Origin of the sequence: Streptomyces sp. HD, assembly GCF_028369295.1 — a bacterium.
GTDB lineage: Bacteria > Actinomycetota > Actinomycetes > Streptomycetales > Streptomycetaceae > Streptomyces.
Genome location: NZ_JAQMYP010000005.1, coordinates 271,240 through 286,883, shown reverse-complemented (window position 1 = coordinate 286,883; position 15,644 = coordinate 271,240). Strand labels below are relative to the sequence as shown.

Here is a 15,644-nt window from a genome sequence, read left to right as displayed (position 1 = left end):
CCGCTCCCGCACCGGTCGCTCCCCCGCCTCCCCCGCTACTGCTCCGCGAGGAGTCCGTAAGCGGTGGCGACGAACGAGTCGCGGGCGCGGAACCGGCGGGTGCACAGCGCGACGAGGGCCGTGCCCGTGTCGGGCCGGAAGCCGAGGAAGGCCTGCTGGCCGAGGGTGGCCCCGCTGTGGAAGTACATCGGTCCGGCGTCCGTGGGATGCCGGAACCACGCCATCGTGTGCACGTGCCGGCGGTCCAGCCCGCGCCGCAGCACGGGTGTGCGCACCGCCCGCAGCGCGTCACCCAGCGGGGTGCCGGCCGGGTCGAGGTGGGCTTCGAGGAACGTCAGCAGATCGTGCGGGGTGGCGCGGACGGCGCCGGCCGCCTGGAAGCCGCCGGCGTCGAAGGCGAGGGTGGGCGTGCGCCCGTCCTTGCCGTGTCCGACGGCGTCCGCCTTCGGATCCTCCGCCGCCAGGGCGGTGCCGCTCAGGCCGAGCGGACGCAGCACCTGGGCGCCGAGCAGTTCCTCCCACGCCGTGCCGGTCGCGGCGGCCAGGGCATGGCCGAGCACGGAGACACCGAAGTTGGAGTAGTGCCACCGGCTGCCGGGCCGGTGCCGGGGGCGGTGCCGCAGGAAGGCCCCGATCAGACGCTCGGCCGGATAGCGGCCGTACGGATTGGTGCGCCAGGCGGGCAGCGCCCGTACGTAGAAGTCGGCCGGCAGGGCGGGCAACCCGGCTGTGTGCGTGATGAGGTGAGCGAGCGTCACCGGAGCCGCGTCGGTACGCCGCCCCGGGTCCAGACAGGCGGCGGCCGGCTCGCCCCCGGTCAGCAGGCCGCGCTGGATGAGCTGGGCCAGGAGCAGTCCCGTGTACGCCTTGGTGGCCGAGCCGATCTCGTAGCGCAGGTCCTGCCGGGGAACCGGCGGGGGCGGGCCGGTGCCGCCGCAGTGCAGGGTGCGGTGGCCGAACCGGGAGACGGCGAAGACGACGTCCGGCGCGTCGATGGCGTCGACGGCACTCACCAGCCGCTCGCGCAGCGAGTCACCGTCACCATCGGCGAGGACGACGCCGAGGGCACGGCCCGCACTGGCGTAGTCCTCCTCGCCGACCCGCACGTCCGTGCCGTCGGCTGCGCCCGGCCCCGGCCAGGGCGTGGCCGGGCCGGTCATGAGGTGGTGGCGTGCGTCAGCTCGGCGAGGGCGCGGGAGGTGGCCAGCACGGAGGCGAAGGCGGCGACCAGCGTCGGGTGGTAGACCATGTCGAACACCTCGTCGGGTTCACCCTCCGGCATCGTCCGTACGGCGGGCATGGCGCCGTCGGCCTGCTGAGCGGCGGCGAAGCCCTCCCAGGCCCGTTCGTCCAGGGTGGGCCGGGGCAGGCAGGCGTCGATGACGAGGAGTTCGCCGAGCAGGTCCCAGCGCTTCAGGTCCAGCCAGTCGTCGATCCAGACCGGCAGCCAGGTGGCGAGGTAGTCGGCGATCTCCGGCGGCAGGCCCTCGGGGTGCTCTCCCCAGTCGGTGAGGTGGAACACCGTGTGGGTGACGTCGTAGGCGATGTGCCCGCTGACCGTCCAGGGTTCGGGGGTCTGGCCGAGCCAGGTGGAGCCGACGATGTCCGCCTCGGGCATGCGGGGCGTGAGGCCGAAGCGGCGCTGGAACGCGGAGAGTCCGAGGCGCCGGGTCGGGTCCAGTTCGAGGGCCGCCCAGCTGTCGAGCCGGTGGTAGAGGACGGTGGCGCGCTCCACCTCGGGTTCGCTGTACCCGAGTTCCTTGTACGGCAGGTACACCTCGAAGGGGATCGGCGAGAGCGGCTCGATGCGCTGGCCGCGCACCAGCATGCGGCCGCCGTCCAGGGTGTGCCGCCAGGTGTGGTCCAGCAGCTTGCGGGCGAGTTCCGCCTGCCGTGATCCGGCCACGCCCTCACGGAACAACACCCTGCAGATCAGGGCCAGTTCGCCGACCGGCTTGAAGCGCTCCAGGAAGCCCACCTCGGGATCGACGTCGGGCTCCAGACGGAATCCGTCGCGATGGGCCCACAGCCATTCCAGGGCGCGGGCGCCGACGGTGTGCATCAGACGGGTGTCGGTCATCCGGGCACTCCTTCGGCGGCAAGGCACTTGACGGTCTGCGCCGCCGCGAAGGCGGCCATCAGGGTGGAGTGGTAACAGCGCAGGAAGTCCGGCTCCCGGTCCGCTCCCGGGTCGCCCGGGTGGTCCTGCTCCGGGAGGGCGCCGCAGGGGTGCTGGGCCCGTGCGATCCGGGTCCAGGCGTGCTGGAGGGTCGCCGGGTCGAGCGGGCCCGGGAGGCTGCCGGCCACCACCAGCAGCTCGCAGCTCAGGTCCCACATTCCGGCGTCCAGGCAGGTGTCGAGCCAGGGCGGCAGCCAGTGGGCCAGGTAGTCGGCGAGGTCCGCGGGAACGCCCGTGGGGATGCGGCCCCAGTCGGTGAGGTGGAAGACGACGTGGGTGAGCGCGTACCCCGAGGAGCGCTCGAACGTCCACGGTTCCGGAAGTCCGCCGAGCCAGGTGCGCCGCAGCGTCTGCGCGGCCCGCTCGCGCCGGTGGATGCCGCTGCGCCGCTCGGCTCTCAGGACGCCCAGCCGACGGGTCGGTTCCTGCTCGGTGAGCCGCCAGCTGCGGGTGCGGGCCGTCATGCCGGCGGCGGCCTCGTATCCGGCGTGTCTGAAGCCGGCCGAGGCGAAGACGGAGTAGATCTCCAGCGGATAGGTCGCGAAGGGCTCCAACCGCTGGAGCCGGAGGAAGAGTTCGCCCTGGCCGGTCTGCTGCCAGGCGAACCGCAACAGGTCGGACGCGCAGGCGTGCAGCGGGTCCGACGGCGGGGTGTGCGCGCGTACGCTCGCACAGGTCTGGGCGAGTTCCCCGAGCGGTTTCCAGGTGACGTCGACATGACCGTCCAGGGTGAGCGCGTCCTCGCCCAGGGCGAAGTCGCCGCGGTGCGCGGACAGCCACGCGAACGCGGCGCTTCCCACCTCCCTGATCTCGCCGACGCCCACCGCGGTCACGCCCGGGGCGGTCATACGAGCGCTCCTGCCGCCCGCATGACGCGTGCCGCCTGCACCTGGAGGGCCACGCAGGGGTCGTTGCCGCCCATCAGTTCCACGAAGTCCAGCCCGGCTTCGAGACCGAGTGTGTCCGGTACTCCGTCGAGCAGGGTGAGCCAGCGCCCCGCCCCGGCGGCCTGTTGCCAGTCCCTGCGACGCACCGCCCGTACGAAGCCGCGGGCCACGTCGACCGGACGACGCCGGGCGGCGCGTGCCACCGCGCACTCCTCGCCGGGCACCGCGAGCGGCGCCAGGACCGCGAGTTGGTGCGTCAGAACCTGCCAGCCGGCCGCGTCGAGCCAGTCGGCGCCGGGTTCCGCGTCGTCGTCCTCGAAGGACGCGCCGGTTGCACCGGGTGCGGCGGGAAGGGGGGTGTCGAGCCGCCGCAGCGTTCGACTCATCGCCCAGTGGCTCCACTTGACGGTGGGTGGCGCGTCGGCGCCGGGTGGGAAGGCCTCCACCGTCTTCCGGAACACGGCGAGCGCCGCCGGGTCGGGCGGAGTGGGGAAAAGTACGTGCGGCAGCAGCAGATCCGCTCCCAACACGCGTACGGCCGCGAGGTCGAGGCTTCCCTCCACCTCGTGCACCGTCTCGATGCCGGACATGCGCACGTGGTCTCCACCCCGGAGGGCGGAGACCACGTCGGTCGCAAGGTCCTGCACCGCGCCCTTCAAGAGGGTCGAAGTGCCTGACTGCTCCATTCAGCGTGCTCCCGTCGTCCTTTTAGCCCTTCTTGGGGCGGGGGGTCGGCGGGGACAGCAGCAGCTTGGTGTCTGCGGAGAGCAGCGCCAGTGCGGCACACTCCCGGCTGTCACGGAAGACACCGTCGGGTTCGACGGGGTCGAGTGCCGCTTCGAGGTCGCTCCGGACGCCCGTGAGTTCCTCGATCGCCTTGTCAATGGAAGGCATATCACCATCTCCTCTGGGGTCAGCCATAGCCTCCACAACCAAGGTCACCACATACCCACAAACACCGCATCTTTTCCCACAAGACACGACAGTACCCACCTTCAACATTTCGGACGGGAGCGCGGCGTTCTCGCGGCCCGAATCCGTTGCGCCGCGTGGTTCAGGCGTACACCGAGAGTGTTCGCGCCGGCCGTCCAACTCGGCACCGACACGCCCGAGTTGCAGCGGCGACGGCGAGGGCACCCCCTCCCACTAGTGTCAGGCGCATGCCATCCACGATGATCATCAAGAAGTCCCGCCTGGCCACCCTCGCGATCGCCGCGAGTGCCTTCACCATGATCGCGACCAGCCCGGCGTACGCCTGGCCGACCGAGCAGGACGTCGCCACCGCCCGCCCGAATCCGGACGGTGTCCCCGACTGCGCGCGGGCCACCTCCGGCGCGAAAGCGTGCTTCGACGAGTTCGGCGACTGGTTCTACATCACCGACCGTTACAAGGACGGCTACTCGGCCGTCGCCCTGTGGCGGGTCAAGGACGCCAACGGCAGCGTCATGCGCGGCGGGAACGTGTGGAACAGGGACGGTGCGGGCACGACCCGGTTCAAGAACAAGGACCTGCCCGAGGAGTACTACGTCGACTGGGCGTCCTGCGTCGGCGACTACGCCACCAAGGACATCCTCGAAGACGCCTGCGGCCCCATGACGCGGATCATCAACAACTGAGGGTCGCCGCCCGAGCGGCCCGTTGGTTCCGGACGTCTCACCGAGCAGTCCGCTCGGGAATCTTCGGGAGAACCTTGTCAGCGATGTCGAGGAGAACCCTGTCGTCCGGGAGGGCTCCGGTCGTGCTCCACACGGTGAAGTCGCAGTAGCCGCCCCGGTCATCACGGTCGAGGGCCACGGACAGCGTCCTGGCCAGGGGGCCCTCTTCGACCGGCCCGCCGGATCCGGCGGATCCGTCACTCCCGAGGCTGATCTCCAGCTTCATGGTGTGATCCGAGGAGAAGACCGCGGGCCGGCCGAGCACCTTCAGTGTCCTGACGTCCTTCTCGTCCCCGTACTTCATCAGCTTCACGTACTGGTCGGTCGACAGGTCGTTGTAAGTCGCCGAGACATTCACGGTGTACGTCTCGAACCTGACCTCGGCCTCCGGCAGGGCGACCTTCCCATCGGTCAGGGGAGCGGTGTTGTTGGTGCCGGAAGCCGAGCTCGCGGTCTCTTCGGGCGTTCCGAGGAGCCTGGCCAGGTCTGGCCGGTTGAGTGCTTCGCACAGCTCTTCACCGGTCACCGGCCGGGGCTTCTTCTCGTAGGCCTTCGGCAGTTCCTCGTGTTCCCCGTCCGAACACGAGGCGGTCTGCTGGGTGCTGCTGTCGTCGGACGGCATCACGCGTGGGCCCAGCCACAGCACGGCAGCGACGGCCCCGAACACGGCCACGGCCGCGATGGCCTGGCCCCATGCGTTGTGGTCCTTCTCCGGAGTGCCCGGGCGCCCGGGGCGCGGCCCCGCTCCGGCCTGTGCGGCAGCAGCGACCGCCGGACCGTCCGCGGCGACCGCCGGACCGCCCACGAGGGCCGCCGAACCGCCCACGGGGGCCGCCGGACCCGGGTTCCGGCGTGCGCGCAGCGCCCGGACCACCACGTGGACTCGTATCGCGGTGAACACGAGGAACACCACGCCGAGACCGACCGCGACCCAGTCGTGATCGCGGACGCCGAGATACATGATGCGCACACCGAGAACGGACCCGACGGTGATGAGCAGAGGCTCCCGGACCCAGAAAGGCAGGAGACGGAGGAGGAAACCGAGCACTCGGTGATCTCACCAGGCCAAGAGCACGTTCGCCGTGGTGGAAGCCACAGTTCCGCACGCGTGCGCGACCTGCGAAATCAAAAGTCGCCGATACCAGGGCCGACTTGGCCGACCTATGCCGGATTCACCGGATTGGTGATGCGGCCCTCGCAGTGCCGAGCCCGCTTGTGTCTGCACCCTGGCACTGACGGTGATCCGCGCGTGGTCGTACCCACCAGGCCCGGGCGACGGGTTGATCGCGCCGAGGTCCCACACCACGCACAAGGCCGGGAACCACACCAGCCGCCTGCGTCAACCGTTCCAAGTGGGCACCTCTGTCCGGCCCGGCCATGTTATGGCTGACTGTGATTAGTCAGGGGCATGCCAATGATGCACATTCGGGGCTGAATCCCTCCAGTTCTGAGGAGCCTCCCCATGCACCGCAAATTGGCTGTCGCCACAGTGGTCTTCGCTGTGGCACTCGGGCTCGGATTCGCCGAGCCCGCTCATACACTCCCCCACGCCTCCGCCCCGCCGAAGCCGACGGGTCAGACCGGGTACGAGATGGTCGAGGTGTTCCAGCCCAACGGCAGGATCGAGCGCAAGAAGATCCAGAAACGAACCGGACTTGCCCAGTCCGGCGCACGGGCAACAGCTGCCGCCAACACGAGATCGGCGACAAGGACAACCCAAGTGCGGCGCGGCGGCGATCCCGCCACCAGCTTCGACCTGGTATTCGTCGGCGACGGTTACACCAGTGCCGAACTGGGCACGTTCGCCGACCAGGTCGACACCGCGGTCAGCGCTCTCTTCGCCCGCGAACCGTTCCGGAGCCACCGCAACAAGTTCAACATCTGGCGCGTCGACGTCACCTCACCCCAGTCCGGCGTCGACAACGACCCCCGCGGCATCTATCGCAACACAGCACTGGACATGGGCTTTTGGTGCGAGGACATTGCCCGGCTGCTGTGCGTCGACGAGAACAAGGCACTGCGGTACGGTGCGCTGGCCCCGGATGCCGACCAGGTCATCGCCCTGGGCAACACCACGACGTATGGCGGCGCCGGCGGCACGGTGGCCACCATGTCAGGCGGCAACGGCCAGTCCTCCAACATCATGATCCATGAACTCGGCCACTCCATAGGCGGGTTGGGCGACGAGTACGAGGATCCGTACCCCGGCTTCCCCTGCCCGCCGACTGCGGAGGTCGACTGGCCCAACCTGTCGGTCCACAACCGCAGCACCCAGCAGCAGTACCACCTCAAGTGGTACCAGAACATGGGGCAGAGCACCCCCGACGGCGGCATCATCGACGCCTACCAAGGTGGCGGCTACTGCGCCACCGGCGTCTACCGCCCCAGCAACAATTCCGTCATGCGCTCACTGGATTCCACGGAGTTCAACCTGCCCAGCCGCGACGCACTCATCCGCGCCTTCTACCGAGAGCGGTAATCAACGGGACGGCCCCGGCGCGAGAGAGATGCGTCGGGGCCGCGCCTTTGCCAGCCCCATTTTGTGCCCTTGGAGATCACCACAGAACAGCCGCCTGCCGCAGCCGGTGTGGGCTATATTCGCCACGACATCGGCGTGGGGTGGTCAGACATGCGGATTGAACTCCGTCACCTGCGCCTTCTGTGCGCCATCGCCGATGCCGGGAGCCTCAGCCAGGCAGCGGCCACGGCCGGATTTTCCCAGCCCGCCCTGACGGCCCAACTGCACCGCATCGAAGCCGCGCTGAACGGTCAGGTCTTTCATCGCGGCCGACGCGGCGTCACCCCGACCGAGTTCGGCCTGTTCGTGCTCAGCCGGGCCAGGTCCGTGCTGGTGACCCTGGACGACCTGACCGCCGTCAATGCCGAGGCGCACAATGCCTCGCTGATACGAATCGGCGGCTACACCACACCTGTGCTGACCGGGCTCGTGCAGCGCCTGTACGAGCATCAGGACATCGAAATCAGCGTCCACGCCGAGTACTCACCGCGGCTCCTGCTGGACCTGTTGAAATCCCGGCGCCTGGATCTCGTCGCAACGGTCGACTATCCCCTTTACCGGACACCGGCCGTCCCCGATGTCACGGCCCGATTCATCGCAACCGAGCCGATCTTCGTCATCATGCCCAGTGATCACCGGCTGGCCGACCGACGCGAGATATCGCTGGCCGACCTCGCCGACGAAGACTGGCTGGTATCACCGCCCGACGGCGCCGGCTGGCCGGAAGTCTTCTACTCCGCCTGCTTGGACGCCGGTTTCGCCCCGCGTATCCGCCACATGATGAGTGAAAGAGACGCGATCCGCTCCTTGGTGGCGAAGGGGCGGGTCATCGCCCCCTGCCAGGCGACCATGCCCTCCGGCCCCGGCTGCGTCGTCCGTCCCCTGGAAGGTTCTCCCCTGCGTATCCGGCATGTCCTTGCCTGGCATGACAAGGGTCCCGCCTCGGATCAGGCGGGCCTTCTCACCGACCTGGCCATGGCCGCCCACCGGCAAGCATCCGCGGCAAGCCCGGCATTCGCCGCATGGCTGGCCGGGCCCGCCGCGGGGAATCTCCGTGGTTGCCCCCCGGACTCACAGTAGGTCGTTGAAGCGCCGGGCGAAGAGGTAGGCATCGCCGGGCCATCGGGCAGACAGATACCGGCCGTCCTGGACGACGAAGGCGGCGCTGTCGTCGGTCGCCGTACCGCGCCGCCGCAGCTCGATCGGTCCGCGTTCGAACTGCGCGGGGTCGTCGAGCGCGGAGGCCACCTCGTCCTGGACGTACGCCGGATACGTCCGGTAGTAGCGGCCGCGCCGCCACGCGGTGACGTAATAGGCGCTGCGTTCCATGTACTTCGGCAGGCAGGTGGTGCGCCGGTCGGCGATGACGCTGCGGCCGGTTTCCGGGTCGATGGTACGGGCCAGCAGGAGGACGCCGTGGCAGATGGCGCCCACCGGCCGGCCCGTCTCCCAGAATCGGGCGACCTTCGTCTGCAGGACGGGCGAGCCGAGGTACTGGCGCATGCCCGGCGCGTGCCCGCCGGGCAACAGCAGCCCGTCGTATGCTTCCGGCTCGACGGCCCCCCAGGCGAGCGGATCCCGGAAGGCGGCCTCGCGGGTGAGCTCGCGGTAGAACTCCTTCGGCTCCGGCGCAGCGCCGAGCTGCCCGAAGAGCACACCGCTGAGCAGCAGCGGATCGGCTTGCGGCGGCCGCCCGCCGTGTTCGGTGGCGAACACCACGTCGTGGCCGGCGTCGCGCAGCAGCCGCCAGGGGACGGCGACCTCCGTGACATCGAAGTCCCGGTCGGGCAACGGGAGAAGGACACGCATGCTCGATACCTATCACAGCGCCGCGGTGAACTCCGCCCGCGGGACGCCTACTTGCCGGGTGTGCTCCGACGAGACCGTCCGCGGCCGGGGAACCGGCGGCGGGCCTTCACCAGGTGTCGACGCAGCGGCGCGAGCCGCGCTGCACGGGCTCGTGGTCATGCAGCAGCGTGCTGATCCAGCGTCGCGACTCGGCCGGGTCGATGACGTCGTCGATCTCGAAGACCGAGGCGACGTTGAGGGCCTTGCCGTGCTCGTAGGCGGCCGCGACCCGGCGGGCGAACTCCCGCTCGCGCTCGTCCGCGTCCTCGATGGCCGCCAGCTCCCGGCGGTAGCCCAGCCGCACCGCACCCTCGATGCCCATCGGCCCGAACTCGCCCGTGGGCCACGCCACCGTGAACCGGGGGATGCGGAAGCCGCCGCCGGCCATGGCCTGGGCGCCCAGCCCGTAGCCCTTGCGCAGCACGATCACCCCGAAGGGCACCGTGAGCGCCGAGGCGTGGACGAACATGCGGCTGACATGCCGCACGGTCGCGGTCTTCTCCGCCTCGGGGCCGACCATGAACCCGGGTGTGTCGCACAGGGACAGCACCGGCAGCCCGAACGCGTCGCACAGCTGCAGGAAGCGGCTCGCCTTGTCGGCCGCGTCGGAGTCGATGGCGCCGCCCAGATGCCGCGGGTCATTGGCGAGGATGCCGCACGGGCGGCCCTCCACCCGGGCCAGTGCGGTGATGACGCCGCGTCCGAAGTGCCGTCGCAGCTCCAGGACTGAGTCCGCGTCGGCGAGTGTGGCGATGACCGCACGCACGTCGTACGCCCGCCGCCGGTTCTCGGGAACGAGGTGGCGCAGTCGGCGCTGATCGGGGCACTCCCATTCCGTCACCGGCCCCTGGAAGTACGACAGATACGTGCGCGCCAGCCGAACGGCGTCCGCGTCGTCCTCGGCCTCCAGGTCGATGACGCCGTTCGCCCGCTGGACCTCGACCGGCCCGATGTCCTCCGGGGCGAAGCTGCCCAGTCCCCCGCCCTCGATCATCGCCGGACCGCCCATGCCGATGGTGGCCTCGGGCGTGGCGATGATGACGTCGCAACAGCCGAGCAGCGCGGCGTTGCCGGCGAAGCAGCGCCCCGAGCCGATGCCGACCAGCGGCACCTTCCCGCTCAGCGACGCGAACAGCGCGAAGGCCATGCAGTCCAGGCCGGAGACCACCGTGCCGTCCACATCGCCCGGCCGGCCGCCGCCCCCTTCGGCGAACAGGACGACGGGCAGGTGCGCCTGTTCGGCCAGCGCGAAGAGCCGGTCCTTCTTGCGGTGGCCCACCATGCCCTGGGTGCCGGCCATCACGCTGTAGTCGTACGACATCGCCACGACGCGGGCGGACCGGGGGCCGAACCGGTCGGCCCCCACCGTGCCGACGCCGCCGACCAGGCCGTCGGCGGGGGTGCGGCGGATGAGGTCGTCCAGGGACCGGCGGCTGCGCTGGGCGGCGATGGCCAGGCCGCCGTACTCGACGAAACTGCCCGGGTCACACAGGTCGGTGATGTTCTCGCGGGCGGTGCGCCGCCCCTCGGCGTGCCGCCGGGTGACCATCTCGGGGCGGTCGGCGTCGTCGCCGAACCGCTTGCGCGCCCGCACCTCCTCCAGATCGGCCCGTGGGGCGTCCGGGTCCGGCCGTTCCTCGGGGTGCGGTTCACCGTCCGTCACGCCGGTGGCCTCCATCACCACCAGCGGCTGACCGTGCTCGGCCAGATCACCCGGCTCTGCCCGTACGGCGACGACCACGCCGTCGCCCGGCGCCTGGAGCAGGTGCTCCATTTTCATGGACTCCAGGACCACCAGTGTGTTCCCGGCCCGTACGCGCTCGCCTTCGGCGACGGCGATGTCGACGACGGTGGCCGTCATCGGCGCGGTGACGGTGAGCGTGCCCTGCGGCTCGAAGGCGTCCGGGACCTCCGCGTTCTTGTCCGGGACCGTCTCCTGCGGGACCAGTGCGGGCAGGAGTTCGTCGAGGAGCGCCGTGTGCAGCCGCCCGGCGACGACGTCGGGTGCCTCCAACAGCCGCCGTAGCACCTCGGCGTTGGTGGCGACTCCCTCGACCCTCAGCTCACCCAGAGCGCGGCGGGCGCGGGCGAGCGTGTCGGGCAGACTGCCGGAGCCGTCGTGGACGACGAGCTTGGCCAGCAGCGAGTCGAAGCGCGGGCTGACCCGACCGCCGGGGAACGCGGCGGTGTCGACGCGCACACCCGGCCCGGCGGGCGGCCAGAAGACGTCCAGCGTTCCGGCGGAGGGCAGCACCGTCCCGTCGGGGCGGACCGTCTCGGCGTTGACCCGCACCTGCACCGCGCAACCGCGGGGAACGGGAGCCTGTCCGGCTCCGCTGCGGTCGAGGCGCTCGCCGGAGGCCACCCGCAGCTGGGCCTTGACCAGGTCGATGCCGGTGACCTCCTCGGTGACGGTGTGTTCGACCTGGATGCGCGGGTTGGCCTCAAGGAAATAGAAGCCCGGGGAGCCACCACCGGTGTCCACGAGGAACTCGAACGTGCCGAGACCGGCATAGGCGACCTCCCGGGCCATGCGCAGCGCCGCGTCATGCAGCCCGGTCCGCACCGCCTCGTCGAGGCCGGGCGCCGGCGCGATCTCCACGATCTTCTGCCGGTGCCGCTGCAGACTGCAGTCGCGGTCGCCGTGGCCGACGACGGCGCCCGTGCCGTCGCCGAGCACCTGCACCTCGACATGGCGGGCACGCCGCAGCAACTGCTCGACGTAGACCGCGCCGTCGCCGAAGGCGTGCGAGGCCTCCGAACGGCAGCGCCGGACGGCCTCCTCCAACTGCCCTGCCTCGTACACCGCCCGCATGCCGCGCCCGCCGCCGCCGGCGACCGCCTTGACCATCACCGCGGCGCCCTCGCCGAGGCCGGCCATGAACGCACGCGCCTCCTCTACACCGGTGTCGCCGTACGTCGCCGGCAGCACCGGCACCCCGAGGCGGGCGGCGAGTTCACGGGCCGCGCTCTTGTCGCCGAGCGTCCGCAGTACCTCGGGGCGCGGCCCGACCCAGGTGAGTCCGGCGTCGGTGCACTGCTGCGCGAAGTCGGCGTTCTCGGCCAGCAGCCCGTAGCCGGGGTGGACCGCGTCGCAGCCCGTGCGCACCGCCGCGCCGACCAGGGCCGCCGCGTCCAGGAAGGCACCCGGACCCTCGCCGTCGAGCACCACGACCTCGTCGGCCATGCGGGTGTGCAGCGCGTCCGCCTCGTCGCGGGAGCGCAGCGCCACTGTCAGCAGGTCCAGCTCGCGGGCGGCGCGGATCACCCGTACCGCGATCTCACCGCGGTTGGCGACCAGCAGCTTGGCCAGCCCCATCGTCACCGGTCCTTTCCGTAGGCAGCGGCAGCGGTCGGGGACGCCGAAGACACGGCGATGCGCGCCGCCCGCTCCAGCAGCTCGCCCTTCTTCACCTTGCCGGTGGTGGTCATGGGCAGGACGTCGACGCACATCACCACGGGCACCTTGTACGGGGCCATGTTCGCCCGCGCCCACGCGCGCACGCTCTCGGCGTCGAGAGCGGCACCGGGGCGGGGCTGGACGAACGCCAGCGGCACCTGGCCCCGGCGGGGATCGTCCATCGGTACCACCGCCGCGGTGAGCACATCCGGGTGCCGGGCCAGCAGCGCCTCCAGCTCGGACGGGAAGACGCTCATACCCGAGACCTTGATCATCTCCTTGTCGCGGCCGAGGTAGTGCAGGCACCCGTCCTCGTCGATCATTCCGATGTCGCCGGTGTGCAGCCAGCCGTCGCGCAGGACCCGGCCGGTGGCCTCCGGCTGTCGCCAGTATCCGGTGAGCAGGGAGGGGGAGCGTACGAGGATCTCGCCCCGCTCGCCCAGCGGCAGCGGCTCGGCGCTCTCCCCGTCGGCCACCATGAACTCGGTTTCCGGCACGGGCAGTCCGCAGAAGACCGGCTCGGTCAGCAGGTCGTGGTCCCCGTCCTGGAACCCGGTGGTGAAGGAGTCCGCGGTGTGCGTCTCGGTCAGGCCGTACGCCGCCTCCTGCAGCACGCTGTGCTCGCCGGCCAGGGAGCTCCACCGGGCCCGGATCGACGGCGTCAGCTTGCGCACGAACGACATGGCCCGCGGCTGCGCGAGGCTGGACAAGTCGGTGCCGGGCAGGCCGGGGTGCTCCATCAGCTCGACGTAGTTGTCGACCGTGCCCAGCATCAGCGTCACGTGGTACCGCTCGATCGCCTGCAGCACGGCCTCGGGGTCCCAGCGGGTGAGCAGCACGATGCCGCTACCGGTCAGCAGCGGCAGCAGGATGCCGAAGTCCTCGCCGGCGATCCAGCAGACCGGCACGTAGATCAGCAGCGTGTCGGGGTTTTCGCCGGAGAGGTCCATGCCGCTGGAGGCCGCCGCCGTCGCCGCGGTGTAGAGCATGTGCCGCTGGGAGTGTTCGCACCCCTTGGGCAGGCCTGTGGTCCCTCCGGTGTAGTTCAGGGCGGCGAGCGCGTCCAGGTCGGCCGGATGATCCTGGCCGCGGGCACCGCCGACGGCCTGCCCCCACGCGCTGCCGGCCGAGCCGACTCCCGCCAGGCCGGGCGGCAGCGGCAGCACCGGATCGGATGGGAGCATGTCGGCGAGGCTGGTGACGAGTTCGCCCCGTACGGCGGTGTCGGGCCGCACCGCGTCGACCAGCGGCCGCAGGGTGTCAAGAGTGATCAGGATCTCCACCCCGGCGTCGGCCAGCTCATGCCGCAGCTCGTGCTCCCGGAACATCGGGTTCACCGGGACGTGCACGGCTCCGGCGCGCAGGATGCCGAGCATGGCGACGATGAACTGCGGGCAGTTGGGCAGGAACACCCCGACGCGGTCTCCGGGGCGTACGCCGCTGCGCTGCAGCCAGCCGCACAGCCGCGCCGTCAGGTCCTCCAGCGCCGCGTACGTGATCTGCTCGCCGTAGAAGGTGATCGCGACGCGGTCAGGATGGCGCCGGGCCCAGTGCCGCAGGTGGTCGGTGAGCGGCCGCTGCCCGAGCGGGTACACCACCTCCCTCGGCATCGAGGCCGGCCATACGCGCTGCCGGCGGGCCTGCACATCGGCCAAGTACTCTTCCACGCGCGCGTTGTTCACCACGACGGCCTCCACCTGACACTGGCATACCAACCGGTCGGCACGTGCGCATCACCGTAAGGGAGCCCGCAGGCCGGGACAAGGGTGAGGACGCGGCGGGGGGGAGGCCGGGGGCTTCCGTCTCGTCGAGTCGCGCAAGGCAGATCGACCGATCCAGTCATGCCCCGCCAGCCCCAGAGGCAGGCGAGGGGCACCCGGGCCCCCACGGGCAGAATCCGACGCCGCCGGGACACACCGGCGGAACGCCCTGTTCACGACCCTTTCAAATCGACTACGGAGACCGAATAACGTCGCCCGGCGACTAATTGAATGCGGTAAGGGTGAATCGTAAATTGACGCGGCCGGGGCCATTTCCACCCAAGGCGGCAATCCACGCGCGGAGACCGCGTATTCGGCAATGGCGCTAATTCGGCTTCAGCGCGGCTTCGCATCCCGGCATGCTCTGGGTGCCCAGGCGCCAGGGCCGATCACCGGTCGAGCAGGCGTCGGGCCATGACGACCCGGAGACCCGGCGATCGAAGCAAAAGGACGCGGCCCTTTGGCCGAACACCGGTCGTCCCGGCCGGAAAACAATGCGCATGGCCGCGAGATCGAAATTCAGCGCCCCATTATCAGGAGCAGGTCATGAAGACAACGCATCATCACGCCGTGGCATTTCTGGCCACAGCGTGCGGTTTCACTCTGTGCCTCACGGGCGTGGCCCTCGCGGCCGACGCACCGACGCCGCAAATCTTCGCCACGACACTGGTGAACAAGACCGGCACCACCATCACGGTCACGGCCGGGGTCGGACGGGGCAACACGATCAGTGTCTGGCAGTCAGGCAACAGCATCAGAATCAGAGATACCGGAGACACGGTCGCACCGTCCGGCGACTGCACCGCCATCAGCACGACCGAAGTCGCCTGCAGGGCCGCCGACACCACCGAACTCGTGGTCAACGCCGGCGACCAGGACGACAGCGTCGCCTCCTCGCTGGCGGCCCTCGGCGTCACCCTCATCGGCGGTGCCGGCAACGACAACCTCTACGGCGGATCCGCCAACGACACCCTCGAAGGCGACGAGGGATCCGACTTCCTCTCCGGCGGCGCGGGCAACGACACGCTGACCGGAGGAGCCGAGGCGGACAGGATCTTCGGCGGCTTGGGCAATGACTCCATCGAGGGACGCGGCGGCTCGGACATCGTGGACGGCGGTGCCGGCAACGACGTGATCTACGGCGGCAGCGGCAACGAGCAGATCGTCGCCGGCGCGGGCAACGACTACGCCGAGGGCGGCAACGGCAGGGACACCATCGACGCCGTGGACAACGTCAGCGGCAACGACTACGTCGAAGGCGGCCCCGACGTGGACGACTGCCGCGCCGACCTGGGCGACAACATCAGCGGATGCCCCTGACCAGCGTGAGCGAGCAGCACGCCAGTACCCGTACACGGCGAGACCCGTACACGGCGAGACAACACGAAAGGTGGGCA

At 70.5% G+C, this 15,644-nt stretch carries 13 protein-coding genes; 4 read left to right on the top strand and 9 right to left on the bottom strand.

Features of this window, described 5'->3' with window-relative positions; translation table 11 throughout:
• Positions 1–35: 35 nt before the first annotated feature.
• The 5 genes from POF73_RS07540 to POF73_RS07520 are packed head-to-tail and all read right to left on the bottom strand — an operon-like array spanning position 36 to position 3,960.
• On the bottom strand, positions 36–1,160 hold the full coding sequence (locus POF73_RS07540; RefSeq protein WP_272113726.1) for a serine hydrolase domain-containing protein: 1,125 nt from the start codon (positions 1,158–1,160) through the stop codon (positions 36–38).
• Positions 1,157–2,080 carry a DUF6895 family protein gene (locus tag POF73_RS07535; protein WP_272113725.1) on the bottom strand — a complete coding sequence of 308 codons (924 nt, stop codon included), beginning with the start codon at positions 2,078–2,080 and terminating at the stop codon, positions 1,157–1,159. Before POF73_RS07535 ends, POF73_RS07540 begins: the two co-directional genes overlap by 4 nt.
• Positions 2,077–3,027 (bottom strand): DUF6895 family protein, encoded by a 951-nt coding sequence (locus POF73_RS07530; RefSeq protein WP_272113724.1) that lies wholly within the window; start codon positions 3,025–3,027, stop codon positions 2,077–2,079. Before POF73_RS07530 ends, POF73_RS07535 begins: the two co-directional genes overlap by 4 nt.
• Positions 3,024–3,752 carry a hypothetical protein gene (locus POF73_RS07525; protein WP_272113723.1) on the bottom strand — a complete coding sequence of 243 codons (729 nt, stop codon included), beginning with the start codon at positions 3,750–3,752 and terminating at the stop codon, positions 3,024–3,026. The genes POF73_RS07530 and POF73_RS07525 overlap by 4 nt, the downstream gene beginning before the upstream one ends.
• Positions 3,753–3,774: 22 nt before the next feature.
• Entirely contained in the window at positions 3,775–3,960 is a 186-nt protein-coding gene (locus tag POF73_RS07520) for a hypothetical protein (protein WP_272113722.1), read from the bottom strand.
• Between the two features lie 266 nt (positions 3,961–4,226).
• Between POF73_RS07520 and POF73_RS07515 the strand changes: the two genes are divergently transcribed.
• Positions 4,227–4,682: a hypothetical protein gene (locus POF73_RS07515; RefSeq protein ID WP_272113721.1), complete on the top strand. Its 456-nt coding sequence runs from the start codon at positions 4,227–4,229 to the stop codon at positions 4,680–4,682.
• A gap of 37 nt (positions 4,683–4,719) precedes the next feature.
• On the opposite strand, the gene POF73_RS07510 is transcribed toward POF73_RS07515, so the two are convergent.
• Entirely contained in the window at positions 4,720–5,769 is a 1,050-nt protein-coding gene (locus POF73_RS07510; RefSeq protein WP_272113720.1) for a DUF6215 domain-containing protein, read from the bottom strand.
• Positions 5,770–6,183: 414 nt separating this feature from the next.
• Here POF73_RS07510 and POF73_RS07505 point away from each other — a divergent pair, with 414 nt between their 5' ends.
• Both POF73_RS07505 and POF73_RS07500 read left to right on the top strand, forming a co-directional pair.
• The gene (locus tag POF73_RS07505) at positions 6,184–7,200 is read left to right on the top strand and encodes a M64 family metallopeptidase (protein ID WP_272113719.1); all 1,017 of its coding nucleotides are present in this window, start codon (positions 6,184–6,186) and stop codon (positions 7,198–7,200) included.
• Positions 7,201–7,269: 69 nt separating this feature from the next.
• Positions 7,270–8,319 carry a LysR family transcriptional regulator gene (locus POF73_RS07500; protein ID WP_272113718.1) on the top strand — a complete coding sequence of 350 codons (1,050 nt, stop codon included), beginning with the start codon at positions 7,270–7,272 and terminating at the stop codon, positions 8,317–8,319.
• On the opposite strand, the gene POF73_RS07495 is transcribed toward POF73_RS07500, so the two are convergent.
• From POF73_RS07495 to POF73_RS07485, 3 genes are all read right to left on the bottom strand, one after another.
• Positions 8,311–9,048, bottom strand: a complete 738-nt coding sequence (locus POF73_RS07495) for a type 1 glutamine amidotransferase domain-containing protein (RefSeq protein ID WP_272113717.1) — start codon at positions 9,046–9,048, stop codon at positions 8,311–8,313. The two genes, POF73_RS07500 and POF73_RS07495, sit on opposite strands and share 9 nt — an antisense overlap.
• A gap of 106 nt (positions 9,049–9,154) precedes the next feature.
• Entirely contained in the window at positions 9,155–12,406 is a 3,252-nt protein-coding gene (locus tag POF73_RS07490; protein ID WP_272113716.1) for a carboxyl transferase domain-containing protein, read from the bottom strand.
• A gap of 2 nt (positions 12,407–12,408) precedes the next feature.
• Entirely contained in the window at positions 12,409–14,154 is a 1,746-nt protein-coding gene (locus POF73_RS07485) for an AMP-binding protein (protein ID WP_272113715.1), read from the bottom strand.
• A gap of 639 nt (positions 14,155–14,793) precedes the next feature.
• On the opposite strand from POF73_RS07485, the gene POF73_RS07480 reads away from it, so the two are divergent.
• Complete coding sequence (locus tag POF73_RS07480; protein WP_272113714.1) at positions 14,794–15,567, top strand: calcium-binding protein; 774 nt, start codon at positions 14,794–14,796, stop codon at positions 15,565–15,567.
• Positions 15,568–15,644 lie beyond the last annotated feature (77 nt).